The following is a 24,823-nucleotide window of genomic DNA, read 5'->3' on the forward strand; positions in this document are numbered from 1 at the left end:
TATTACGAATTAATTTTATTTAAAGATTTCCTCGTTTCATTCAAAATTTATAGTTAATCCTTTTCTTTCATCGAATCCTATTTCTATGGTCTTTATTTTATTGACCAGTTCTTTCTCAACATGCACCGTAATTCCGCTTTGCTTGAACGTGACGTCCCCGGCGAGCGCTTGTTTTACGGGAGTTAATTCAAACTGCTTGCAGCATCCACCCCCGCTTATAAATAACCGCATCGCTGGAAGGTTCTCTTTTTCAAGTGCATTTTTCATGAACTCGATAGCTTTGCCGTCTATAAAAAGTTTGCTCATTATTTGGATAAGAAAGAAAGTTGAATGGATAAATACGCTTGCATCAAAGGCAAGATCATACTGCTTCTATCTCAGCTTCGATGACTACTTCGGTCCTCATCGAGTTGGCTACAAGGCATCGCTTTTCAGCATGGTTGAGTATCATCCTGATTTTTTCCTCGCTTTCTTTTGCTTTTATCTTTGGTCTTATTATTATCTTCGTGAATATTTTCAATTTATCTACTGTCTCCAGAATCCCTTCAGCTTCAGATTGGTAGGATACCAGTTCCACTCCCATGTTCTTTATTGTGCCAAGCAGCGTGGTCATGAAACAAACATTAGCCGATGAAACAAAAAGGTCTTCAGGACTGATTGTGCCCTCATGTCCCCCGAATTCGGGCGGTGTTGCGACCTCTATCTCCTTGTCACTTTCAATGAACCTGAGGTCTGCTTTTTTCTCGCCTTTCCATTTTAGAATATTGTGATATAACCATTTTTCCTCTTCCATGGCATCTCCGTCTCCCAATTGTTTCTGGATAAAGCTAATTAAGAATGTTTATAGTTTTCTATTTGTATGCTGTCAACTCCCAAAATAATAATAACCCGTAGTAGTAATAAGAGCGCATGATCCCCCTGCACATCTATCATGCCAGGCAGTGCGACCCCAGGAAATGCTCCGGGAAAAAACTTGCAAGGTTCGCACTTGCAAAACTGCATGAGAATCCCAGAGCCCTCCCGCGGGAAGCCATACTTCTCGACCCCTTTGCAGAGCAGGCGCTATCACCCGCGGATGATTATGGGAATGGGATCGTTGTGCTCGATTGTTCCTGGGTAGAGGTGGAACGCGTTTTCCCTGTGCTGCAGAAACTCAGGCTGCGCCACCGCGCCCTGCCTTTCCTCCTCGCTGCCAACGCTGTGAATTTCGGCAAACCTTTCAAGCTCAGCACGGTCGAGGCTTTTGCGGCAGCGCTTTACATACTCGGGGAAAAAGAGCAGGCCGCACTCATCCTGAACAAGTTCAAATGGGGTCCGGTATTCCTGGAGGTGAACCGCGAGCCTCTTGAGAGGTATTCAGAAGCAAAGGACAGCTCAGAAGTTGTGAGGATACAGGGAGATTATATGGTGTAATAGGTAAAAAATAACTTCTTCAATAATACATTTCGGATGCGTTGGCGAAATCCTTATTTAAAAAGATATAACAGTAACTGAAAATGAAAAGAATCTACGAGCGGATAATCGGGTTCATATTGTGCCTTCCATTCAAATATTTCCTGTATGTTTGTCGGCCACTCAACCTGCCCTATTGATTTTACCCTGTACCCTGGGTCAAGCCTAACACCCATGACTGATAAAGCATTAGCTATCAGTCTTTACCTACTTACTGCAGGTTCTGGAAAAGATTAGTAAGAACTTGAAGTCCGATATGAATCTTGTGCACCTCGGACTCCATTACGATTGAATCTACGATCTTAATAACTTCTTTATGTCAAAAAGCGGTATGTGATAATCTTTAGAAACATCAGCTTGTGCTTTCATCAGAGCTTCTTGTTCATTTATTCCGCTATGCATAAACGCTTTCTTTCTCTTTGAGATGGCGGATAATACATCAAATATGTCCATTTAAGCCTCGCCTCCTTATAACCGTATACTATTTCTATAAATATAAAACTATTTGAAAATTAATAATAATTAAAATTGTTAATTATGATATAAGAGTCCAGAGGAAGGCATCTCATGGAAACCTATATTGGGAAATCGCGGCTTCTGGCATAAGCCGCAAGATATAATGGAAAACGAAATCCACTTGTAGTGTATAATTTGATTAGGATTTCCTTCACCATTAAAGCTTTTCAGCAGGTATGAAATGATATCCGCTTTTTATCACTTCATAGATGATATTTACATCAATCCTTTCTATTTCTGACCACTGCTTTAATTCTTCAACCAGGTTGTTAAGCTTCAACTGATCCTTTGCCCTGGCAGTGGCGACGATAGAATGAGTGGGGCCAAGAGAAAGTGAGACAAAAAAGAATTCATCGATTTTTGACAGCTTCTTAGCAACATTTCTAACATCAGTCCCCGGCACAAGCATAATCCCCATGAAAAAAACACTTGTGAATCCGAATTTCCAGGGATTCAGCATTGCTTTGACCTTCAGGTAGCCCATTTCATCAAGTCGTTTTCTCCGCCGCTTGGAAGTGTCATCAGATATTCCAAGCTTTTTGGCAATTTCGATGTCCTGCATCCTGCCTTCTTCCTGAAGCAGGGCGATTATACTTTTGTCGATTTCATCAAGTTTGATCTGCTTCTTTTCCGGCATAGCAGTTTTGAGATTTTTACTCATGATTTTTCAATTATATACGATATATTCTAAATTATTGATGCAACTTTGTATAACAAACGATATATACGCTTCGTTCGCCTTTGTAACTTTTTCTGGCACTTCTTGGAGCGCTCAACCCTGTATATGGAAATTGAGATTCAGGGCATCAATAGGTGTGCTGGGGCGATAAAATTATGAGGGCTCATTTCGGGATATCTTCCGTTCCACGCATTGCAGAGACAATTATTGCAGGCACGGTTATTATCGAAGATAAAATAAATGCACTGGCTATACCCCCGGTAAAGGCCTCCTGTACAGCTACAGGCATGTTTGCTCCGCCAACAACGAACATATCCATCATCTCGGTGAGAGAGATCGCTCCCATTATCAGAGGAAAGGCTATTCCCATACTCAGTACCATGCCGGCGCTGTTGAAAAATGCCCTCATGGATGATGCTACACCGCGCCGCTGCGGGGGGACTGACGACATAATGGCGCTGGTATTCGGAGGCTGGAATAATCCTGAACCAAAGCTGTTGATGAACATCCATACAGCCAGTATCCAGTAAGGTGTATTGTAATGCATTGTCGCAAGGCCCAGGAGACCGACGAGGGATATAACAAGCCCGACCGTGCTTATCATTCTCGATCCATATTTATCTGAAAGCACTCCCCCTATTGGGCCTGTTATTGCAAGACCAATTGCAAGAGGTATGGTGAGTATGCTTGCCGTAAGCGGGTCATAGCCCCTCGGTCCCTGGAAGAAGAGGATTAGAAGAATCATTACCGCCCCTCTGGCTATTGAATTTAATAGGGCGCTCAGCTGCCCGTAGGAGAAGATTCTTATTTTGAACAGGTTCAGGTCCATCAATGGATATATCGCTCGCTTTTCGACGCGCAGGAAGGCGGTAAAACTAACGATAGCGATAACAAGTGACAGAAGCATTGGAGGCGATGTCAAACCAAATATAAACCCTGCCGTGAGATATATCATGGTCGTGATGAAGGCGATCGTGAATAAGACCATTCCAGTGAGGTCGAATTTTTCTCCTTTCGGCAGCTCTGCCACATCTTTCAATTTCAAATGCGCCCAAACCGTAGTTACGATACCAATTGGAACATTAAAAAAGAAAATCAGCCGCCAGTCTATCAATGTAAGGAGCCCTCCCAATATCGGACCCACGACAAATGCTGCGGCCATGATCATGCTAAGGATCCCCATTGCTTTTCCCAGTTCGTTCCGCCTGAAAGCATCGGTGACAATGATGGTGCCGTTGGACACAAGCATCGATCCTCCCACAGCCTGCAATACCCTGAAAGCGATAAGCTGGTTTATGTCAGCTGCAAAACCGCAAAGCAATGAACCAATTGTAAAGACTGCCAATCCATAGACGTAGAGTTTCTTCCGCCCGTAAATATCTGCAAGCCTGCCCCAGGCTGGAGCAAGTATTGTGAGGAGGAGTGAATAACTTATCAGTACCCACATTATCCCGAAGAGGTCTGTCTTCAGTTTCACCATCATAGTGGGAAGAGCGATTATCAGGGTGCTGGCATTAAGAATCCCGACAAGCATTCCGAGAGAGGTCACCGAAAGGGCGGTCCATTTATAGCTTTCCTGAATGCTGCTATTAAAGTTAGAGTTCATAGTAATTCTTACAAAAGATGAAGCCATCTTTAATAATTCTCGCATATTTAAGATTATGTGCGAATAAACCGTATTGGATACACATCTGCAGGATTCAGATGTTTTTCCTGCTAATCCTTTGGTTCTTTTAACCGGCCAGGCGTTCAATATTGAGGTATCAGTGGCACAGAGTATTTCCCATCGCTTTCAGCGATGTTGTACCCTGAAACAATGCGATAGGTATTTGTGTATCGTGAACCAAAATCTCAATTGAAGCACAAGAAATATGTACAATCAACGCAAATCCTAAAAAAGAGAATAAAATAACATCTCAAAATAAGGTGGTATTTTTCATGAATGTCACAGATGCACTGAATTCCCGTTATAGTACACGCGCCTTTAGACCCGATCAAGTGGATAAGGAAACGATCCTCAATATCCTGGAAGCTGCGACCCGCGCGCCCTCATGGGCCAATACACAGCCGTGGGAAATATTTGTTGCCGGTGGAGAAGTGTTAAACAGGATACGCGGGGAATATCTGGCAAATTTCCAGAATGGCGTGCCCGGTAAACCGGATGTGGTGGCGCCGCAGAAATGGCCCCCAGCCATGAAAAAGCGTATGGAAGAGCTGGGAGAGACACGCTTTAATATCGCCGGAATAAAGCGTGATGATAAAGCGGCTAGACATGCCATTTTTGAAATGAACTATAAGTTTTTCGGAGCGTCGGTAGTCATTTACCTGTGCATGGATCGCAGCCTTACACCGTGGTCGATATTTGATATTGGAATGTTGGCTCAGAGTATTATGTTAGCATCGCAGGAACATGGTCTGGGCTCGATCCCGGCTTATATGCTGGTATCCTACCCTGATCTTATTCGCACAGAACTGGAAATTCCGGAACACCTCTCTATTATAATAGGTATAGCGCTTGGCTATAGTGATATACAACATCCGCAGAATAAGTTCAGGAGCCCCAGGCGGCCAATCCTGGAAGTTGTCAGGTTTAAGGGGTTCGGTTAAATTAACATGGCATTCTACGTTTTCAAATCAAGCTAATTTTGGATTGGTTCCAAATATTCCATTAATACTTTTTCGATATTCTTTCATCCGTAAGAATGAATCCTGTGCAGCATCACACTGATGCACCGCGGGATTTATCGAAGCAAAGTCTTAAAATACATTCAAAGGACAATTCAGATAGGGAGGAATTTATGAAAAAGTCCCGAGGTGCAAAAACTCTTGTTTATCCTATCCCGGTTTGGGTCATAGGAACGTATGGCAAAGACAGAAAACCGAACGTAGCGACCATAGCCTGGGGTGGCATTTGCTGCTCCGATCCTCCGTGCGTCGCTATCTCTCTTCGGAAAGCGACGTATTCGTATGGCAATATCATGGAACGAAAGGCTTTCACGGTCAATGTTCCTTCTGAACAATACATCAGGGAAGCGGATTATTTCGGAACTGTCTCAGGCAAAAGCGTGGACAAGTTCAGCGAAGCAGGGCTCACCAGCGTCAAGAGTGACCTTGTCGATGCTCCATACGTGAAAGAATTTCCTATTGTTCTGGAATGTAAACTGATCCGTTCCATTGAAATAGGGTTGCACACGCAGTTTATAGGCGAGATCATGGACGTCTTGGAAGACGAACTCGTGCTGGCAGATAATGGGCTTACTGATATCGAAAAATTAAAACCGATCATATTTGCTCCGGATATTGCGAGCTATTATGGAATCGGCAAATATCTTGGAAAGGCATTTTCCATGGGGAAGAGATAAGGGAAATCCCATTATTTAAATTTAAGGCGCCAGGATGTGCCGGACGACCTCATGTTTTGGGCCCTCATCCACAAGATACAGGCCTCGAAGCCCCTCATTTTGCCGTGCGATTTTTACTAAAATTAGTAAAGCTCTCTTCGCTACTTTTATTAATGGAAAGACTAATCAAACATCAGATGAAGCTCGCGGAATCATCGGCTTTCAGGGTGGCAATTTTGGTGTCACCAGCCTTATTTATCCTGATCCTCACAGTAATGATTTCGTTAGTGACGGGGCATCCCCAAGGATTGTTCCTGTCCCGTTCAATCAGGGCTATGCTGGTAAGATTTGTTCTGGTTACGATTATATTCATAGCACCTGTTTTGATATTGCCCAGACTTCTTGCTCTGGTGGTGAACAGGGCGAAGAATGAAGGGCGATTCGGACAGTTTGTCAAGGCCGCATCAGACCCCTATCCAAAATTGAGCAAGCTTGATGCGTGGGTTATCAGACCACTGCAAGGTATCGGTCTATCTATGATCTTTGCTGAGAGACTGGTGAATTTATTAGAGTTCCTTCCGGTCCGCCTGGTTCTCTTCTTTATGGGCAGTGCATTAGTTTCCCTTTTTCTCTCAGTGGTTTGGGGGTTGGATGATTTAGGCATCAGGATCTACAGCAGAAGAACGGGTGAAGTATATATGGCTGGCAGAAGCATTGGCACAGTCCTGCCTTTGATCGGTGGTGCAATCGGAATATCCAGCTTGTTTCACCTTGGTTCTCCTCTAGATGCCTTAACTGAACTTTTCGAAATCGTTATGGTACTCTATCCATCGTACTTGTTCTTCGTTATTTTCCATCAGGAATTCATTAGAAAGCGAATGGCATCTTTATCGGAAAGACTTCTTTTGAAAAGAATAGAAACGAACTTAAGGTGATGAGAAATTGTTCCGGAAATTGTTTGAGATGATAATGAATGATAATATTGAAAGATGTGGTTTTGAAGAAAGATTTTTCTGATCCGAAAGTTAGCATGCATTTTGAGAACCATGGAAGGATAGGATAACATCGGAATGATTAAAAATAGAATATTGATCAAAACAATTCATGCTTTTTAAGTTTCACTCAGTCTTTCTAATGCCTGTCTATTTGACAGCGCAATTTTTTTTAATCTAAAACACTCTTTCAACTTTTGTTTTTGTATAATAATCAAAGAATTTGATATAGCCCCTTTTCCTGAAAAATAACACTCCGATCAGGAAATCCAGCGGAAGCAAAAATACTTTCCCGATATTCCTTGTAGCACTTTCTAGAATTGTGATTTTATCGCCATTTGCCTTTACTACCCGGATGTTCATAACATATTTTCCAATCGTCTGGCCATTATAGGCTTCCATAATTACAAAAGAAGCATATGCAAATTGAAGGGCCAATTGAAGATATATTATGACAAGGAAAGTGTGGACATCAAATTTTAGCCCATTGCTAAATGCAAAGAAAAGGGCCACACCCACAAACAAGAATAGTGCGAAATCTATGAATGATGCTACAGCTCTTCTCACCAATGTTTGAGCAGAAAAGGTATTGTTCCCGTCATTTTTGATTATTTCCTTCGCATCTTTCCATAATCTTGCATCAACTTCCTGGAGCATACCGTGGGTAATTTTCCCGTACTCTGAAAGTCTGTAATTCTTTTTCTCGGTAAGTTCAATGAAACCTTTCATCTTCCTTAAATGAAAATTCAGGTTCCCTTCCTCTATATTCAGTGTGTGCAGGATCTCTGTGTACGACATCTCTATGTTTTCATGAAGAAGAGATATTATTTCTGCCCTGATTTCATGAGAAAGAACTTTAAAAAACTCTACTGTCTTTAGTTCTTTTATTTGTTCAATTGTCATTTTGTGATTAGTACGCCTTATTTTATCGTTATAGCCTTTAATCTTTATGTTTAATAATTAATTTTCTTCCTGTGCTGCAAAAACATTTGTTTTGGAGATTTTATTTTTGTTCCTGATACACAATTATTTTTTTTCTTGAATAATTATAAATATGGTGAATCCTAATGAATGAAAATGGCTTTTAGCCAAGAGGTATGATATGAAGATACGAAACCCAGTTTTTAGTTTAGCAATATTAGCGATGATGACGACCCTCTTCATCGGGGCCGTTATGGCACAAGAAGCGGGCCCGGCTCTGAACGGAAATGCTCTTATGATGAAGGGATGGATGGATTATTCAGAATGGTTCGTGATTGTTACGCTTTTTCCTACCATAATAATGATGCTCTTTATCGCGCTCAGCCTTCATATCGCCAGACCCATGGTCTTACGATATCTAAACAGGATGACTCTCCGGCTCGGTGCTGATTTACTATGGGAGGGATGGATAATAGGAAGAGATGTTTTAATACTCTCCGCTGTTGGTCTTTTAGGGGTAATGATCGTTCCAAGGGTACAGTCTGATTGGAACACTGGCGTTTTTATACCGGCTTTCGTGCTTGGTATCATAACGCTGGTGTACAAGCTTGCCACTGATACGGATGCGAACAAGACCAAATACATGGTCGCAACGGGGCTTACGGCTCTGACACTTGTCGCTGTACTGGTTCCATATTCAATCGGACCGCTCTGGGAATCAAAAGGCTCCGACTTTTTTATGAGCACATATTTAATTCCTTTATCGAATGCAGATACAATTAAGGATGTAAAAACTGCAATGGACGATGCCGTAAATGCAGCGCAAAAGGGAGACAATTCAACTGCCCTCACTAAAGCACAGGAAGCCGCTGCAGCCCATGATAGACTGGGAGACAGTTTGAAGGCATGGGACTCCGCGAAATCTTCGCAGATCGATGATGCATTTAATGCCCTGACGGATGCCGCCAAGAAAGGCGATGTTGCAGGACTGGAGGCTGCTCAAAATACAATCAACCAGATATTAAATGAATATGAAGCGACACTTGGTGTGTTGGGATGAAACATCCACTTTCCGAAGATGACCTCTTAAGGTCACTTCTGGAGGATTTGTATGCCCAGATATAACGTATATGTCAACCAGTCCCAGTGCTTCGCCTGCGGCATATGCGAGGACATGTGTCCCCGCAGGGTGTTCAGGTTAAAACCCACGGATTTTAAGGGGCCCGAGTATGAAGAAAGGATCCCTCAGTGGATGGGGACGATCACAGAGGTGGTCGCCGAGGACATGTGTTTTGGCTGCCGGCTATGTGAGAACCAGTGTCCTGTGGGGATAATCGAAATAACCAAAAGGGAGGTCTAAAAAATGTATCTAGACATTGAAAAACATGCTGACAGCAGGCTCGTAAAACCCGTTGCACGGGAATGCTGTGTTTACTGTGGCGCGTGCGTGTGCGTGAACCCAAGCCCCGGCGTAGGTTTTGAAAACGGGGAGCTGGTCTTCGATGAAGATAGCATCATGTTCGATAAAGACCTGCTGGTCTGCCCGGTCATAAACAGCAACCACTCAACAACATACCCCAAACCTCCTGTGGCAAAAGGTCAGACCGTGGATGAGCTTCTAGGTCCCTATCTTGAAATTTGTTCTACGAAAAGTACGGATGAGAAAGTTCTGAAAAAAGCACAGATCGGAGGTACTGTTACCTCTCTGCTTCTACAGGGGATGAAGGATGAGGTCATAGATTCAGCCCTCCTTGTCGATAAAGACAAAGGATGGATCGGAAAACCCAGACTTGCCACAACACCTGAAGAAATCCTCGAATCCGCAGGGACCAAGCTTTCAGAGGCATCTGTTCTCACCTGCTGGCGGGATGCGATCAAAGCGGGATTTAAGAAGCTTGCCATAGTGGGCATGCCCTGTGTAACCATAGCAGAGCACCTCATTGACGGATCCCCTGATTTCAAAGAGTTTGGTGACGTACATAAGCTGAAAATAGGAATATTCTGCATGGAGGCTTTCAATTACCGCGGGCTCTTCACGGAATTTCTGAAGGATAACCAGAAAATAAAACCATCCAATATCCAGAAAGTAGATGTAAAAGGCAAGATGATAATCCAAGAAATAACGGTTGAGGATAAGATTGCAGTACATACCTATAGCTTAAAAGAACTCCATAAATACGGCCTGCTTGGCTGCCTTCCCTGCCATGATTATGCTGCTGAATATGCTGATATCTCAATAGGGTCTGTGGGAAGCGAAGATGGCTGGAATACCACGATTGTCAGGACTGAACTTGGGAAAAAATTATTGGATTCGGCAGTGGCATCAGGGCTTCTGGCAAAAAAAGAATTGAAAGACCTCGAACATCTGAGAAAAGTAGCCGCGCTTAAAAAGGGATTAAAAATCGGTGAGAAAACAAGAGAACCACCATCAAAAGTAACCAGGGACTGGATTGTCGCTGAAACAGCAGTACAGGATTATACATATCCCGAAATTTTAAAGCCGATTATAAAAGAAATCGCCAAAGAGAAAGGATCACAGGCCCTTTGGTAAAGATAATGATATAATTTTGACAAGGCTTTTTATGGATTGAAAGATAAATTACATTTAGAGAAGCTGCCTAACGGGAGGATCGTATGCGTGTAAAAGTAATATGTGGAGCTATAATCGGCTTAATGTTTATGTGGATAATTCCGATGGTGCAGGGCGCAGGGGAATTTCAGATCAGCTATTCCTGTGCCAATTGCCATAAGGACAGGTATGATGAATGGTCGCGTTCGATGCATGCCCTGGCCGTAAGTGACCCGATATTCGAGGCAGAATACCTACGTGCTCTTCAATCCGACCCGAAATACAGTAGTTATTGTCTGACATGCCACTCCCCCACAACGCGGATAACCAACGATTTCAACCTGACTAAATCGATATCCGTTGAAGGTATTACCTGTAGTTTTTGCCATACAGTGACTGCGGTTGAGAATAATAATTATACGTTTAACCAGAACAACCCCATGCAGGGCCCCTATAAGGATTCAAAGACCGATGCACATGCATCGACATACTCCGAATTGCATACAAAATCAGAGTTCTGTGCAGGATGCCATGATTTCGCGATCAACGGTGTGCCGATCTCACGGACATATACTGAATGGAAAGAAGGCCCCTATGCAGCAGAGGGCAAGCAATGCCAGGACTGCCACATGGAGACAAAAAATGGGGTTGCAGCGAAGAACGGGACAATGCGGGATCAGGTCTACCAGCACTTCTGGTATGGCGGGCACACAGGGCAATTCTTACAAAATGCATTCCAGATAGAATCCATAGTCCAGAGGACTGGAAATAGGGTCAAAGTTACGCTCAATATCACAAACAATAATGTTGGTCACATGATTCCAAGCGGTTTACCCTCACGAAAGGTTGTCCTGGATTTTAAGGCAAGTGATGAGAAAGGGCAGGCGATATTCAGCGACCAGAGGATCTATACCAAGACACTTATAGACCAATATGGAAATGAAGTGGCAGATTTCTGGAAGGCAGCATCTATATCTAAGGATAATAGATTCAAGCCAAGAGAGAGCAGAGCTGAGATGTTCGAGTTTGATGTGCCGGACGGCACCGGCAAACTGGATACTCAGACGACCTTAACTTATCAGTTAGAAGCTGAGATTATCACTATGGAACCTGAATCCATAAACGTAGAATTGGCAAATATAACCAATATCACGCAGTGGGGGACACCCGTGAAGGTAACCCCAAAAGCGTCTGGCCCGGGATTGATCGCATCGATTACGTCTCTGACAGCGGCCGCTCTGTTATTGTGGAGAAGAAAAAAGCTTTAGAGATCGAAATGGGATAAGAACAATTCTCATTTCTGGAGCAGACTTCCAAGTCAATTAGCGGTATAAAAAAGAGGCTGTGGAAAAGATTTCCACCGATCTCCTGGGAGATAGTGGAACCGTTCAGGACAGCATGGAACTAAAACTGAATAAAGATGAATATACCGTTGGATATGCAAGGGTAAGTGGCGGAGCTCTAATTTTGACGAATTTCAGGCTCTTAATAGACCGCGGGTTCAAGGTATTCGGAAAAAAGACAAAATCAATCCAAATAAAAGATATCACTGATTTGAAATTTAATAAGAGCTTTTTATTTGGAACAGGCATCGATATGAAATATATTGAAGAAAACAGGGAATATGCCGTTTTTATTGAATTTACGGTCTCAACAGAAGCTAAAGAGATCATGGATAAGATGCGCTCCCTGCAGAAAGGAGAGATTCTGGCGCCTTTTGATGTTCCAAAAGGAGAGATGGGAAGGATCTCATTGGAAGAAGCGGAGCAAATTGCGCTGAAATTCATGGGAAGCAGAGCCAAAAACCTTGAAGTTGATGAAATAAGACACATTGCAGGAGCATGGAATATTATCCTGTCGAATCAGGAAAAATATGCTGTTGTGGTTAGCGATGATGGGACAGTAGAAGCATGGAAAAAGCTAACTAAGATTTAAACCTCTCTCAGGTTGCCGGTTGTTTTGATTAATATGAGGTTGGCAGCAAAAAAGTTTTTAAATGTTGGGTTAGGATGGTGGTGGTAATTGTTCCTGCCAACCTCGCAATCAGATGATATTACCTAAAGGATGATAAGCTATTTGGGTTATTATCATTTTGTGAGAATGGGCTACAAATCGATTTTCTGGAAATATGATAAAAAACCGTTGGAAATATAATGTTGTCAAGGGTTATTTCCATTCCTTTATAACTTCAGCGAAAGGGACAACAATGCATAGCCCTGCCAGAGCCTTTAAACTTGCCTCATGCATCTCCTTGTCCCTGGATGATACGCAGTCTTTTAGAACAACAGGATAAAAACCCCTGTTTGAGGCATCCCTTGCACTTGAAGAAATGCCAAATTCCGTAGATATGCCCGTGAAAACAATGGCGTCAATGCCTTTATTCCTGATCATGTACTCGACATGAGTGTCTATGAATATGCTAGCTGTATGCTTTTTGATTACCAGGTCATTGTCCAGAGGAGCAACATCTGCGGGAATATCAGCATCAGAAGTTCCTGGTTTCAAAAATTCCGGCAATTTGGCAGGGTCATCGACACCGTACCTTTTCATCATAATATAAATTGACCATGATGAATTAGAATCCGCCGGTAATGGTGTGATCTTTGTATAAATAATGGAAATCCCTCTTTTCCTTGCTGCATGTATGACGGTTTTTAAATTTCCAAGGAATTCATCTTTATCAAATATACTGTTGACGAGGGCATTCTGGACATCCCATACCACAAGTGCTGTGTGTTCAGGAGCAACTATTTCCTTTAGGGTTTCGTAGATCGTTTTATTATGAAATCTTTTCGTGTATAGATACCTCCCTTTTTTTCAATGTATATACACCCCATAACGCACTTTCTCTCCCCCCGGAAGAGATATGCTGGTTCCAATCCCATTCGTTCCAAGAGATAGTTAAAATAACAATCATAATAGCATTAATACTTTGCTTTTATATCTCTTTCAACTTACCTGGTCCTCAAATAGTTGGGTAGTAGCAAAAGAAATAAATAGCTTAAAGTTTAATCATTCTTGAATGAAATATATATATATAGTGTTACTTGCTTCTATTTTGATACTAAGTGGATGTACTGGCACCACAACCGATGGGTCTCTGCAGATTAAAACTGAGGAATTGCCGCAATGGATCTCTGGAGGGACTGCTACATACAAACCTGAAGTCACGGGAGGAAAACCCCCATATAACTTTTCAATTGGTGATGGAACGTCTCTTCCGCCAGGATTCAACATGGGACCAGACGGAACTATTGGAGGAGGTGGTACTCTTGCGCCAGGATCATCAAAAAGTATTTCGCAGCCATTCATGTTTGTTGTGACAGATAGCGCTGGAAATACGGCAAAAATCTCATACACTATAGTCATCACAGAACCGCCAATTGGAATTGTCCCGCAGGAAGTGGCATGCACCGTAAATCAAAGATGTAATGAAGTGATTGCGACAGCGACACGAGGAAATCCGCCGTACACATTCCAATCAGATACATTCCGGGAAGGCGCTCCACCGCTTGGAACAATCATTGATGTGAACGGCAGACTTACAGGAATACCGACGCAGGCAGGAGAATACACAGTTGGAGTTTGTGTAAAAGACACAGTGGCAAATTCAAAATGCGGGCATGCAACAGTGATCATCACTGAAGAAAACAATAATAGAATCAATGGAACAATATGGAAAGGAAGTTATTCAGAAAAAGAAACCAGCGAAGCATGTGTCAATACAAATAGCGGAACATTGGCATGGAACTTGAAAATCAGCGGAGATTCATTCAGTGGGACTGTTACTGATGATGGAGCAAGTATTTCATCGACCTGTGCGGGAGCAGAAACTGGCAGCTTTACAACATCCGGGACTGTCACAGGAACAATTTCAGGAGACTCATTCACAGGAACAATGGTTCTTAGCGGGGCAGGAGGAACATATAATCTTCCGGTACAGGGAACCATCACTGATGATACGATCACAGCGACATATACGGGAACAGGAGCATTTTCAGATGGTTCAAGTACGACATATGTTGGCTCATTCACATTGAAAAGACAGTGATTCAAACGCCGAGCATCCGCTGGGATGATTGTGGGAGTATCAAGGCCATTGCAGCCGTAATTTCATTTTTTTGAAACTGCTTTCAGAGGAATTTCAGGATATTCTTATATGGCCTTTCGTCCATTTGACGAACCATGAACCATTGGAAAGTATTGGCATTAGTAATGATTGGCCTGCTGGCTGTTGCAGTCGGACTAAGATTTACCTTTATTGAGACGCATGGATTTGCGCTGAACGAGTCGCAGAAGAGTTTTGCAATAAAATCAGCTCAGAATGGGTTGAGAAATGAAATTGGAAATAACGATTATAATGTTACTGTCCAGGACCATGGATCGATAATATCAACGGCAAACGGGGATAAAAAGGTCGTCCGTGTTGTCCTCAATCAGGGAAATATAACCCTGACCGCTCTTGTCGATATGGATACAGGCAGTGTTGTGGAAAAGACCCGGACGGAGTCCAGCGGATGGATAACGGATTTCCAGAATCAAAATCCAAAGCGCTGGGGCCATCAGCAATTATTTAACCGGTGAAATGATGGAAAATATAATGGAAATGGAAGATGTATGGAAAATTTATCGCATGGGTGAGTTTGATGTACCTGCGCTTGCGGGAATAGACCTGGCCATCAAGGCAGGTGAGTTCGTGGCAATAACAGGACCAAGCGGATGCGGTAAGTCAACGATGCTAAATATGGTTGGCTGCATGGACATGCCCACAAAAGGCAGGGTGCTGCTTCAAGGCAGGGACATATCAGAATTTAACAGCAATGAGCTTGCGCGCACAAGAGGGAAAAAAATCGGATTTGTATTCCAGACGTTCAATCTGTATCCTACCCTTACAACACTGGAAAACATTCAGCTCCCGATGAGGATCCATGAATTTCCTCAGAGCGATATAGAGGAGACGTCAAGAAAACTGCTAGCTACTGTTGGTTTATCTGAACGTGGAGGTCATTTTCCTTCCCAGTTATCAGGCGGACAGCAGCAGAGAGTTGCAGTAGCAAGATCACTCTCCACAGGTCCTTCCATTCTACTTGCAGACGAGCCTACAGGGAATCTGGATACAAAATCAGGAAGCGAAATAATGGATGTTTTCAAACGCTTGAACAGCGAGGGATTAACTATTGTAATGATAACGCACGACATGAGGATTGCAGGATATGCAGGAAGAGTTGTTAAGATGCTTGATGGAAAAATTATAGGTGGAACATGAATAAATTCAATTTAATTTTGATAGTCGTTTCAACAGTATTGTTATCAATGGTCGCATCTGCTCAATCAAATTATCTTGTGACTGAAAGCGCACCCGTTTTTCCAGGAGATACGACCTATGTCTATGTGCCGATACAGAATATGGGGTTCGGTACGTTCATGGAAGATGTATCGGCCAGACTGGAGCCCAAAGATAATGCTTCAGCCAATTCAGTAACGATCCTTGATGATGCGTATTCATTGGGAACTATAAACAATTGGGGAGACCAGAGAACTGCAAAATTCAGGATCCACATAAATCCTGATGCCACGGAAGGAGAGTATTATTTCAATGTTTATATTACCTACAAGGGCCAGCAAATGAATAGCGGTACGCAACAAACTCCGGTAACAACCAAGCTGGAGGACCAGATATTAACTATTAAGGGGAAGCCCTTGATAGTGCTGCTCAATTCAACGCTTGGAACCATAGCACCGATGAGCATTAATAAGGAGACTCTGCAATTCAAAAATACAGGCACAGGCACACTACAGAGCGCCGTGGCTGGAATAGACCTTACAGGAACGAATTCAGCGTTTTCCATTCTTGGCGCAGGGACTCTGTTTTCCCTCGGCAACCTGAAGGCAGGAGATGAGGCAGATATTACATTTGATCTGGCCGTAGATATTGCGGCCCATCCTGGTGTATATAATCTTCCTATAACAATTACAGGACTGAACAATTATTCCTCCGATAATTTTGTTGGACTGGTTGTCGCAGGGACAACTAATTTTGAGATAAGTTACCAGGAAACTCTGGGCTCTTTTTCGCTAAATGTCGCCAACGTAGGGATAAGTCCTGCCAGTGCAGTGACAGTAACCCTTCCGCGACAAAAGAACTTCTCTTCAACAGGGAGCAGTTCTTCTGTGCTTGGGAATTTAAATCCGGGTGATTACACATCAGCCATATTCCAGATTGCAAAAATACCGGGTGCTGGCAACGGTCTTGAGGTCTACATACAATATACCGACACAAGCGGACAGAGACAATCGATTACAAAGTATCTTCCTGTGGAATTATCCCAGTCTGGCACACAAACCAGGTCAGCAAGCACAAATTATACAACATGGTTATTTGCAGCTATTGTTATACTGGCAATATACTGGCAGAGAAGAAAAATAACAACATATTTCCAGAAACAAAAAGGAAGGTGAGACCCTGTATTTAAACACGGGGACTGACGAGGACTAAATATGAAGACTTTTGACATTTTCAAATTATCCCTGAGCCATGTAAAAAAAAGCAAGATGCGAAGCTGGCTCACTATAATAGGTATTGTAATAGGCGTAGCCGCTGTCGTAGCTATAATTTCCATTGGCCAGGGAATGCAGGAGAGCGTGGCGGCTCGTCTGGGAAGCCTTGGAGCCGATCTGATCACGGTCACTCCGGGTTTTTCACGGGCTTCAGGCGGGGGTTTTGAAGGGAGATCGGCTGGTTCCGGAGGTAGCATTAACCTCACTGATAAAGACGTGAATGTGATTAAGCAGGTGCCGGGCGTGCTCTATGTAAACGGCATGGTATCTGGCCGGGCGGATATGATATTGGGTACTGAGAAGACCTCCGTATCTATCAGCGGTATTGATACCGCGGTCTGGCGTTCCATGGTCACCACGCAGCTTGAAGCAGGCAGATATCTTCAGCCGGGCGATTCAAACGCTGTAGTCATTGGCTACTCTTTAGCGCACGAAACTTTTTTACAGCCGATCACCCTGAACAGGCCGGTTACAATAGGGGGCAAGACTTTCAAAGTCGTTGGAGTATTCGTACAATCAGGTGGAGGTTTTGGAGGGGGAAGTGATAATGCAGTATATATGTCGGATGATTTTGCCAGGGATGTGATAACCACGAATGTATCCAGGAATACATTTACGTCGATTACGGTAAAGGTAACGGACCCCGCGCTGGCGAGTAAAATAGCCGATGATATTGTAGCAAAACTTATGCCGTCGAGGCACGTCAATCCGAGAACCAGAGATTTTACAGTCACGGCGTTCGCAACAATACAACAACAGATAACCAGTGTCGTCCAGACCATATCGCTGTTCCTTGCTTCGATAGCGGCAGTTTCGCTTCTGGTAGGAGCTGTGGGTATAGCGAATACCATGTTCATGTCTGTTATGGAACGCACAAGGCAGATAGGACTGCTCAAGGCATTGGGCGCTACGGATAATGAAGTAATGAAACTTTTCCTTATAGAATCAGGATTATTTGGGTTCGTAGGAGGGGTGCTGGGAATAATTTTTGGCGTACTGATATCCCTCATAATATCCGTAGTTGGTCTTAGGGCAATAGGACCGGGCGGGACAATGAACGCAGTCGTCTCACCAGAGCTTCTTATTTTTGCACTTGGATTCTCCGTATTCGTAGGCGTGGTCTCAGGCGTCGTGCCTGCAAGGACAGCCGCAAAGATGAACCCTGTGGATGCCCTGCGTTTTGAGCAATAAGAGGTGAACATATAAAATTGAAAAATTTTTTACTGAAAACTTGTGATAGTATTAATTCATGTTTAATACAGAATTTTAACTGGCCACCTTACTCATTGGTCAGGTATCCTGCGACGCCCATTATGCTGAATTATGGTTGGAGACTATAACTTATGTTTTGGCAAGCATACAATTTATCAGTAAGCATGAAAGTTCGAACAGCCTTGTTCTTGATGATACTGCTGATAAATTCCACACATGCACAGGAAATCCCACACGAGGAGCAGGTATTGCTAAATGGTTATGTGGACAATTCCGGGAAAGTTCTCTTGACAGGCTATGCCACACCCGGATCTCTATCTTATATGCATTTCTTAAACGGGACACAGTATACCTTCGACAACAATACCAGCCAGCTTTATGCCGTAACAGATATGCTGACATCAAAGAGCGCAGATACATGGTCGCTCAACTTTTCTTCAGAAGGTTATTATTCAGATTATTCTGTAACATTTTATCTTCCGCCTGGTTCTGAGGTCACGAAATTTGACATACAGCCGGAACTCAATTATCAATTCCAGGTCAAGGAGGACTCGCTTACCTTATCCATACAGGGATACAGGGTGGTGTCTCCCTGGATCAAAGTGGATTACAAAGTACCGGCCGAAGTACAGGGTCAATCAAGTGGTCTGGTTACTTCCGTGCTTCCTGTATCACTAATTATTGTGTTGATTGCTGGAGCTACTTTCCTGATCTATAGACGCAGAATGCAGAAAAAAACAGCCATTCCTGAGAAAAAAGAATCACAGGATCAAGAGAAAAAAGTTATCCCTGAAACAAAACCTGAAACGAAAGAAATCCATGCCACGGGCGAGATGCAAAAGGTCATAGATACTCTTTCCGATAAGGAGAAGGCAATAATAGGCTTATTGTTAAAAAACGGAGGTTCTGCAACGCAGGCTGATATTCGATATGAGATCATGATTCCAAAATCTTCGCTTACAGGCATATTAAACGCTTTAAAGAGGAGAAACATAATAAAAAAGCATGAATATGGAAGAACGAATGTTATAGAACTTTCAGAATGGTTTTTGTCAGAAAAAGAATTCAAATAGGAAACAGTCTGGTTTATGGATGATTTGGATTATTTCAAGGAGTTGGCAGCCGATATACAGCACTCTGAAATTAATATACCCATAATGGATATCGAATTGACCCTCAGTGTGAAATATTTTTTGAATGACTCCGGAGTAGGCTACTGCAGCTTATTAATTAATAAAATTCATGCTAGCGGTTTGAAAGGAAATATAGAAGCTGCAGCAGCAGAGGCTTATGTGGGAAGGTCAATCTTCATTTTTTTATCTGAATTGGATGATGGGCTGAAACTAATCACAGTACCTGCTTTATTTGAAAAGCAATCATGCCTTGATGAAAAAATATATTTGGCTAATTTTATTGTAAATGCATATTATCCTGCGGATTTCAAGAAAACAGCTCACGAGGTCTATGAAGAGCATATGAACGCCTTGATCGGAAAAAAGATACGCAAAGATGTAGCCTATCTCTCGCGCAGCATTCTTAATCTTCCAACAATAGCCCTTGAAATATTGAGATGTTATAGATAATAGTTCTTTTTGGGTTTTCTCCAAATTCAATTCCTAATTCAAATAAAACCCTTTAAATGATGATTAATATCTCAATTCCCTATTATGAGCCGCTTCTCCTCCGCTATACGATCAAGTTCAGGACTCAGCTGGGATGGATATATTGCGAAATTTCGGAATTCGACAGGAATGAGGAATAATTCAATGATGATTCGATGCAGGAATCTGGATGGCCTCATGTCGCCATTTTGAACTTTCAGATGGTTTTTTATCAAAAAATGAACCAAAATAAAGCATTTTTATTATAACGTTCTGCATCGCATTTATGTATCGTTCGATCCAACCCGACATCTTAGGTGAAGAAAATGAGAATGACCATGAAACTACCATTGCAGGATAGCCGTCAAGCCCCGGAGTGAAGGCTTTACTGAAAGGAGATTGATATGAGACAAAAATTATTCTATGCAATTATTCCACTGATATTCCTTGGTCTTCTGGCACAGACAAATCCTGGGCAGAAAATTACAGCGGAACGAGCAATCGATCCAAGTCTTAATGTCGGCAGAGGACTGAATTTCTCCAATAACTGGGCCGGGTATGTCGCTACAGGGGGTACTTTTACTTCGGTAAGCGGATCATGGAGCGTCCCGCAGGTAAGCGCAACAGGAACTTCAGCCGACGCAACCTGGGTGGGCATTGGAGGTACAGCCGGTAATCATTTAATTCAGACGGGAACGCAGGCTTTAGCCAATAACAATGGCAAGGTTAGTTACCAGGCCTGGTATGAGATGTTGCCGGCGAACTCCCAGGAAATTCCGCTCACGATCAACTCCGGTGATTCCATTACCGCTTCTATTGTCCAGCAATCAGCGAACCACTGGACGATCTCTTTGAGTGATGATACCACAGGCCAGAATTACCAGACAACAGTTACCTACGCCGCATCCTTATCCTCAGCAGAATGGATCCAGGAAATGCCGGTTCGCGGCAGATCTTTCATTCCGCTCGATAATTTCGGCTCCGTACAATTCAGCGCTTTATCGGCTGTTAAAGACGGCACTGCACTGACCCCTGCCCAGGCTAACGCGCACTCTATAGTCATGGCTAATAATCTCCGTCAGGTCCTGGCTCACCCTTCAGCCCTGGGAAGCGATGGAGCCAGTTTCACCGTAGCCCGCACCTCTTCAACATCGACGCAGATCGTTTCTCCCTCAGGAAGGACCGGCTGGCGCAGAGTTGTGACAGACGTCCATGGTATCCAGCCATTGAACGGGCAAAGCCACAGTAGAGGAAGATTCAAAGGTGGATTCGGCCAGAGATTTGAACACTAGTTACCACCTCAACGATCGTTCAAATACAGAAGAACTTAGTGAATTGTAGCTCTGCACTCCTCCTATTTTTCTCCAGTTTTCAGTTCCTTTTTTTTATTCGTTCATTTTCCCCAAGCAAGCTTATTGCTAATATTCGTGCAATACACGTAGAAAAATCTTAACTTACGGGTAATAGTGCTCCAAAGATGATATATATGGTAAAAAAGGATAATAGTGAACTTATGAACGTTATAGAACCATTAGAATGGTTTTTATCCAAAAAAGAACTCAAATAAGGCTCATTTCATGTCAAAGTTCTGCATCGAAATTAAGTATCGTTCAATCAAAGTAGGCATTCGAGGTAAATCAAATGAAAATAACGAAGAAAACAGCAATATTGACATTGTTTACTGCGGTTTTGTTGGTTTCTGCACCATTGGCAGTAACTGTATTTGCCCAGCCTTCGGGTCCGGGTATGGGAAGAGGATACGGGGCATCGCATAACGCTATGGGAACGTTCAGACAGAATATTGTACCTATAGTCATGGGGCACGGGTTTGCTTTGAATCCATCAGATACAACCCAATATCACGTTCTGGATGTGACGGCTATGAAGATCAGTAATGCAACGCAAAGTCGAACCAGAGCTAATCTCAGATTCGCAGGTCAGCCGTATAGTCTCACCATAACAGGCTATACCAACACATCACTAGTTGGAACCATATATACGGTGCCTCCGCGGGGGACGAACCATGCGGGTTTCACCCCAAGTGAAGCAGGTAGCATCTCGCTTTCAATGTCTAAATATGAAGGGGTAATGCTCTCAAATGGAACTCTAACAATGACCTCCGGTACGAATTACACTGGAACTTACAATGTACTACTGACATCCCCTGATATAGCATCCGGTGGCGGAATGCACAATGCCAATGGAATGTTCGGAGCGCGTAAGTTCGGATCGGGCAATTAGAAATAGAAAAAGGATAGTAATGGGAATCCCCCAAGCGGGGATTCCTTTAATATCCCTCAATATAAATATATTAACAAAAAAGAGACAAGAAGGAGATGTATGAATAGGAAAGGCGTAGTAGTGTTACTTTTGTTAACATTAGCAATTCTTTCAGGAGCACCGGAGTCTTTCGCACGGCTCCAGTATCTTACAAATCTCACCGCAGTGTATAGCGCTGGTTCATGCGGCACCTGCCATGTAATAGCTTCAGGCAGTGGAATGCGCAACTCCAGCGGGATGTTCGGACAGAACAATTCTAACGGAACTTATGTTCCACGCAACACCAGCAGAACACCGGGGATGCGCCGCTCTAACGGAACGTTTGGAATGCGTTCCTCAAACAGAACGTTGCCGCTTAACTCGTACGGAACGTTATTTGCTAACCAGCCTGACCACGCTACCGATCCCAGTGCAGCCCTGATGGCTATAGGGCAGCCACCTGCAGCAAACCCACAAGATAGCCCCGCAGATACAGCCGTGACAGGGACTAAAGCGGCTCCAGGGTTCGGAATTGTGTTATCCCTGGTCGGATTATTTGCATTGGCTCTTCTGGCAAGGCGGAAAAATAAATGATTATGACTGGTCTTAATTTCAGTCGCACTTTTTACGTTCAATTCTTATTCAACAGGTAATATGATGGAAAATATAATGGAACTGAAGGACGTCTGGAAAATCTACAAGATGGGCGAAGTGGAAGTGCCGGCTCTGAAAGGAATAAGCGTTGAAATAAAGAAGGGAGACTTTGTGGCTATTATAGGTGCCTCGGGAAGCGGCAAATCTACAATGATGAACCTGATAGGCTGCCTGGATATTCCTTCCAGAGGAAGCTTATATCTCCGATCGCAGGACATCAGCACATTAAGCGAATCAGACCTTGCCTCATTCAGGGGTAAGACTATCGGTTTTATTTTCCAGCAATACAACCTGATCCAGTCGATGTCTGCTTTTGAGAACGTGATGCTTCCACTGGAATTCTTAGAATATGATGACCAAAAAGCAGCAAACAGGGCAAGAGAAATACTGACACTGGTGGGGTTGAGTGATAAGATGCATCATCGTCCGACACAGCTTTCAGGTGGTCAGCAGCAGAGAGTGTCCATAGCAAGATGCCTTGCTGGCGACCCTGAGATAATCCTTGCGGATGAACCGACCGGAGCACTCGACAGTGTTACAGGCAGAGAAGTCCTGGATATGCTTCACAGATTGTGGGAAGAGCATGGAAAAACGATCATAATGGTCACTCACGACCTTAATCTGGCTAAATATGCTCACACAACAATTGAACTGAAAGACGGAGAGATTTTGAAAATATCTGAAAATAACGAGGTAAATAAAAAATGAAAAAAATAATGTTTCCGGTTTTGATAATACTGGTATTGACAGCTTACACACCTGCAGTTTATGCAGATTTAGCAGATCTAGCAGGCTCATCAGTACTATCAGTAAGCCTTGCAAACTCTGACCCTAATCCTGCTATTGCAGGAAATACCGTGGATGTTCGTATAGGTATCCAGAATATCGGGGGTACGACTACTAGCGATCTTATGATGGAAGTTATACCACAGTATCCTTTTGAGCTTGTACCAGGTGAAAACGCAGTTCAGGATGTAGGAATAGTTCAACCCTATCAGAAGAGTGATCCTACTGTAAATATAAAAGTCATACTGTACCATATGCAGATAAACAGGAATGCTCCGGCAGGTAGTTACCAATTCAAAGTTAAGTATTATGAGGCGGGTTCAACCGATGTGACCCAGCAAAGCCTGTCCATTGATGTGAAGAGCAAAGAAAACGCTGAAGTGATCCACATTGGCCAGACGATGCTCGTTCCGGGAAGGCAAAGCAGCTTAATATTCACGATCAATAATGTCGGGAATGCACCCCTCCGGGATCTGACTTTCAGCTGGGCGAATGATGAAAAGATAGTTCTCCCAGTCGGGAGTGACAATACCAAATATATCAGGTACATCGATATTGGCAATGGCACTGACCTGGAATACCAGGTGATGGCAGATACTAATGCAGTGCCGGGATTATACAAACTGAACTTATACCTGACTTATGAAGATTCAATGACAAACCAAACCAAAACAATAAGCACATTTGCCGGGGTGTATGTTGGCGGAGGAACGGATTTCGATGTGGCATACTCAGATAATGCGAACAGCCAGATGTCTTTCAGCGTTGCCAATATAGGAAGCAACCCAGCAAACTCGGTATCTGTGGTTATTCCCGATCAGCCGGTCTGGAGTGTAAGCGGCCCAAATTCAGTCATCATAGGTAATCTGAACAAAGGAGACTATACGGTTGCAAGCTTCAAATTGCAATCCTCAATGAGTAATATGACTTCCCAGAATAGAGCCTCCAGAAACAATACCAATTTCCAGGGAAGGCAAAGTCCAACAAATATCTCATCCGATACAGTGCTCATACAAATAGCCTATACCGATACCATGGGAGTAAGAAATGTCGTTGAAAAACAGGTCAAAATCGGATTTCAAAATATGGCATCTCCAAGCGCTATGCAGGGACGAAGAGGAGCCACACAACCAACAAGTGTACTCTCTAATAACATGCTGTATTTCTTCGGCATAATAGTGCTCGTTGGCGCAGTTGTAGTCCACAGGAAATACAAGAGCCGCAAACTGCTTGATCCTGGTTTCAAAATGAAGGATTTATTCAAACGCGAGAAGAAATGATAA

General features: G+C 43.2%; 28 protein-coding genes. 21 read left to right on the plus strand and 7 right to left on the minus strand.

Going from position 1 to position 24,823, the window contains the following annotated elements; all coding sequences use genetic code 11:
• Nucleotides 1–36: 36 nt before the first annotated feature.
• Together O8C65_14360 and O8C65_14365 are read right to left on the minus strand one after the other, a co-directional pair.
• Nucleotides 37–306 (minus strand): hypothetical protein, encoded by a 270-nt coding sequence (locus O8C65_14360; GenBank protein MCZ7358100.1) that lies wholly within the window; start codon nt 304–306, stop codon nt 37–39.
• Between the two features lie 55 nt (nt 307–361).
• Complete coding sequence (locus tag O8C65_14365; protein MCZ7358101.1) at nt 362–793, minus strand: OsmC family protein; 432 nt, start codon at nt 791–793, stop codon at nt 362–364.
• Nucleotides 794–909: 116 nt separating this feature from the next.
• Here O8C65_14365 and O8C65_14370 point away from each other — a divergent pair, with 116 nt between their 5' ends.
• A complete protein-coding gene (locus tag O8C65_14370) occupies nt 910–1,413 on the plus strand; it encodes a DUF367 family protein (protein ID MCZ7358102.1) in 504 nt (167 codons plus the stop codon).
• Nucleotides 1,414–1,746: 333 nt separating this feature from the next.
• Here the strand turns inward: O8C65_14370 and O8C65_14375 are convergent, their stop codons facing one another.
• The 3 genes from O8C65_14375 to O8C65_14385 all read right to left on the minus strand — a co-directional run bounded on the left by O8C65_14375 (nt 1,747) and on the right by O8C65_14385 (nt 4,253).
• Nucleotides 1,747–1,905 (minus strand): hypothetical protein, encoded by a 159-nt coding sequence (locus O8C65_14375; protein MCZ7358103.1) that lies wholly within the window; start codon nt 1,903–1,905, stop codon nt 1,747–1,749.
• A 220-nt stretch (nt 1,906–2,125) separates the two neighbouring features.
• The gene (locus tag O8C65_14380; GenBank protein MCZ7358104.1) at nt 2,126–2,629 is read right to left on the minus strand and encodes a winged helix-turn-helix transcriptional regulator; all 504 of its coding nucleotides are present in this window, start codon (nt 2,627–2,629) and stop codon (nt 2,126–2,128) included.
• Nucleotides 2,630–2,810: 181 nt separating this feature from the next.
• The gene (locus O8C65_14385; GenBank protein MCZ7358105.1) at nt 2,811–4,253 is read right to left on the minus strand and encodes an MFS transporter; all 1,443 of its coding nucleotides are present in this window, start codon (nt 4,251–4,253) and stop codon (nt 2,811–2,813) included.
• A gap of 332 nt (nt 4,254–4,585) precedes the next feature.
• On the opposite strand from O8C65_14385, the gene O8C65_14390 reads away from it, so the two are divergent.
• The 3 genes from O8C65_14390 to O8C65_14400 all read left to right on the plus strand — a co-directional run bounded on the left by O8C65_14390 (nt 4,586) and on the right by O8C65_14400 (nt 6,923).
• A complete protein-coding gene (locus O8C65_14390; protein MCZ7358106.1) occupies nt 4,586–5,254 on the plus strand; it encodes a nitroreductase in 669 nt (222 codons plus the stop codon).
• Between the two features lie 191 nt (nt 5,255–5,445).
• Nucleotides 5,446–6,009 (plus strand): flavin reductase family protein, encoded by a 564-nt coding sequence (locus O8C65_14395; GenBank protein ID MCZ7358107.1) that lies wholly within the window; start codon nt 5,446–5,448, stop codon nt 6,007–6,009.
• 176 nt (nt 6,010–6,185) lie between these two features.
• Nucleotides 6,186–6,923: a hypothetical protein gene (locus tag O8C65_14400; GenBank protein MCZ7358108.1), complete on the plus strand. Its 738-nt coding sequence runs from the start codon at nt 6,186–6,188 to the stop codon at nt 6,921–6,923.
• Between the two features lie 234 nt (nt 6,924–7,157).
• Here O8C65_14400 and O8C65_14405 read toward each other — a convergent pair whose 3' ends face one another.
• Entirely contained in the window at nt 7,158–7,883 is a 726-nt protein-coding gene (locus O8C65_14405; protein MCZ7358109.1) for an RDD family protein, read from the minus strand.
• Between the two features lie 199 nt (nt 7,884–8,082).
• Between O8C65_14405 and O8C65_14410 the strand changes: the two genes are divergently transcribed.
• The 5 genes from O8C65_14410 to O8C65_14430 all read left to right on the plus strand — a co-directional run bounded on the left by O8C65_14410 (nt 8,083) and on the right by O8C65_14430 (nt 12,405).
• On the plus strand, nt 8,083–8,961 hold the full coding sequence (locus O8C65_14410) for a hypothetical protein (protein ID MCZ7358110.1): 879 nt from the start codon (nt 8,083–8,085) through the stop codon (nt 8,959–8,961).
• A gap of 51 nt (nt 8,962–9,012) precedes the next feature.
• Nucleotides 9,013–9,261: a 4Fe-4S binding protein gene (locus tag O8C65_14415; protein MCZ7358111.1), complete on the plus strand. Its 249-nt coding sequence runs from the start codon at nt 9,013–9,015 to the stop codon at nt 9,259–9,261.
• Between the two features lie 3 nt (nt 9,262–9,264).
• Nucleotides 9,265–10,452, plus strand: coding sequence for a Coenzyme F420 hydrogenase/dehydrogenase, beta subunit C-terminal domain (locus O8C65_14420; protein ID MCZ7358112.1), 1,188 nt, complete (start codon nt 9,265–9,267; stop codon nt 10,450–10,452).
• Between the two features lie 128 nt (nt 10,453–10,580).
• Nucleotides 10,581–11,738 carry a multiheme c-type cytochrome gene (locus tag O8C65_14425; GenBank protein ID MCZ7358113.1) on the plus strand — a complete coding sequence of 386 codons (1,158 nt, stop codon included), beginning with the start codon at nt 10,581–10,583 and terminating at the stop codon, nt 11,736–11,738.
• 76 nt (nt 11,739–11,814) lie between these two features.
• Nucleotides 11,815–12,405, plus strand: a complete 591-nt coding sequence (locus O8C65_14430; protein MCZ7358114.1) for a hypothetical protein — start codon at nt 11,815–11,817, stop codon at nt 12,403–12,405.
• 231 nt (nt 12,406–12,636) lie between these two features.
• On the opposite strand, the gene O8C65_14435 is transcribed toward O8C65_14430, so the two are convergent.
• Entirely contained in the window at nt 12,637–13,194 is a 558-nt protein-coding gene (locus O8C65_14435; GenBank protein ID MCZ7358115.1) for a cysteine hydrolase, read from the minus strand.
• A 298-nt stretch (nt 13,195–13,492) separates the two neighbouring features.
• On the opposite strand from O8C65_14435, the gene O8C65_14440 reads away from it, so the two are divergent.
• The 12 genes from O8C65_14440 to O8C65_14495 all read left to right on the plus strand — a co-directional run bounded on the left by O8C65_14440 (nt 13,493) and on the right by O8C65_14495 (nt 24,820).
• Nucleotides 13,493–14,521 (plus strand): hypothetical protein, encoded by a 1,029-nt coding sequence (locus tag O8C65_14440; GenBank protein ID MCZ7358116.1) that lies wholly within the window; start codon nt 13,493–13,495, stop codon nt 14,519–14,521.
• Between the two features lie 134 nt (nt 14,522–14,655).
• Nucleotides 14,656–15,054: a hypothetical protein gene (locus tag O8C65_14445; GenBank protein ID MCZ7358117.1), complete on the plus strand. Its 399-nt coding sequence runs from the start codon at nt 14,656–14,658 to the stop codon at nt 15,052–15,054.
• A 1-nt stretch (nt 15,055) separates the two neighbouring features.
• Nucleotides 15,056–15,736, plus strand: a complete 681-nt coding sequence (locus O8C65_14450; GenBank protein MCZ7358118.1) for an ABC transporter ATP-binding protein — start codon at nt 15,056–15,058, stop codon at nt 15,734–15,736.
• Nucleotides 15,733–16,929: a hypothetical protein gene (locus tag O8C65_14455; protein ID MCZ7358119.1), complete on the plus strand. Its 1,197-nt coding sequence runs from the start codon at nt 15,733–15,735 to the stop codon at nt 16,927–16,929. The genes O8C65_14450 and O8C65_14455 overlap by 4 nt, the downstream gene beginning before the upstream one ends.
• Before the next feature lie 39 nt (nt 16,930–16,968).
• Complete coding sequence (locus O8C65_14460) at nt 16,969–18,219, plus strand: ABC transporter permease (protein ID MCZ7358120.1); 1,251 nt, start codon at nt 16,969–16,971, stop codon at nt 18,217–18,219.
• 185 nt (nt 18,220–18,404) lie between these two features.
• Nucleotides 18,405–19,313 (plus strand): hypothetical protein, encoded by a 909-nt coding sequence (locus tag O8C65_14465; protein ID MCZ7358121.1) that lies wholly within the window; start codon nt 18,405–18,407, stop codon nt 19,311–19,313.
• A 15-nt stretch (nt 19,314–19,328) separates the two neighbouring features.
• On the plus strand, nt 19,329–19,823 hold the full coding sequence (locus O8C65_14470; GenBank protein MCZ7358122.1) for a hypothetical protein: 495 nt from the start codon (nt 19,329–19,331) through the stop codon (nt 19,821–19,823).
• A gap of 422 nt (nt 19,824–20,245) precedes the next feature.
• The gene (locus O8C65_14475; protein ID MCZ7358123.1) at nt 20,246–21,133 is read left to right on the plus strand and encodes a G1 family endopeptidase; all 888 of its coding nucleotides are present in this window, start codon (nt 20,246–20,248) and stop codon (nt 21,131–21,133) included.
• Nucleotides 21,134–21,482: 349 nt separating this feature from the next.
• On the plus strand, nt 21,483–22,082 hold the full coding sequence (locus O8C65_14480; protein ID MCZ7358124.1) for a hypothetical protein: 600 nt from the start codon (nt 21,483–21,485) through the stop codon (nt 22,080–22,082).
• 99 nt (nt 22,083–22,181) lie between these two features.
• Nucleotides 22,182–22,694 (plus strand): PGF-CTERM sorting domain-containing protein, encoded by a 513-nt coding sequence (locus tag O8C65_14485; GenBank protein ID MCZ7358125.1) that lies wholly within the window; start codon nt 22,182–22,184, stop codon nt 22,692–22,694.
• Nucleotides 22,695–22,754: 60 nt separating this feature from the next.
• Nucleotides 22,755–23,462 carry an ABC transporter ATP-binding protein gene (locus tag O8C65_14490; protein ID MCZ7358126.1) on the plus strand — a complete coding sequence of 236 codons (708 nt, stop codon included), beginning with the start codon at nt 22,755–22,757 and terminating at the stop codon, nt 23,460–23,462.
• Nucleotides 23,459–24,820 (plus strand): COG1361 S-layer family protein, encoded by a 1,362-nt coding sequence (locus O8C65_14495; GenBank protein ID MCZ7358127.1) that lies wholly within the window; start codon nt 23,459–23,461, stop codon nt 24,818–24,820. Before O8C65_14490 ends, O8C65_14495 begins: the two co-directional genes overlap by 4 nt.
• Nucleotides 24,821–24,823: the final 3 nt, after the last annotated feature.

This window comes from Candidatus Methanoperedens sp., from assembly GCA_027460535.1.
Classification (GTDB): Archaea; Halobacteriota; Methanosarcinia; order Methanosarcinales; family Methanoperedenaceae; genus Methanoperedens.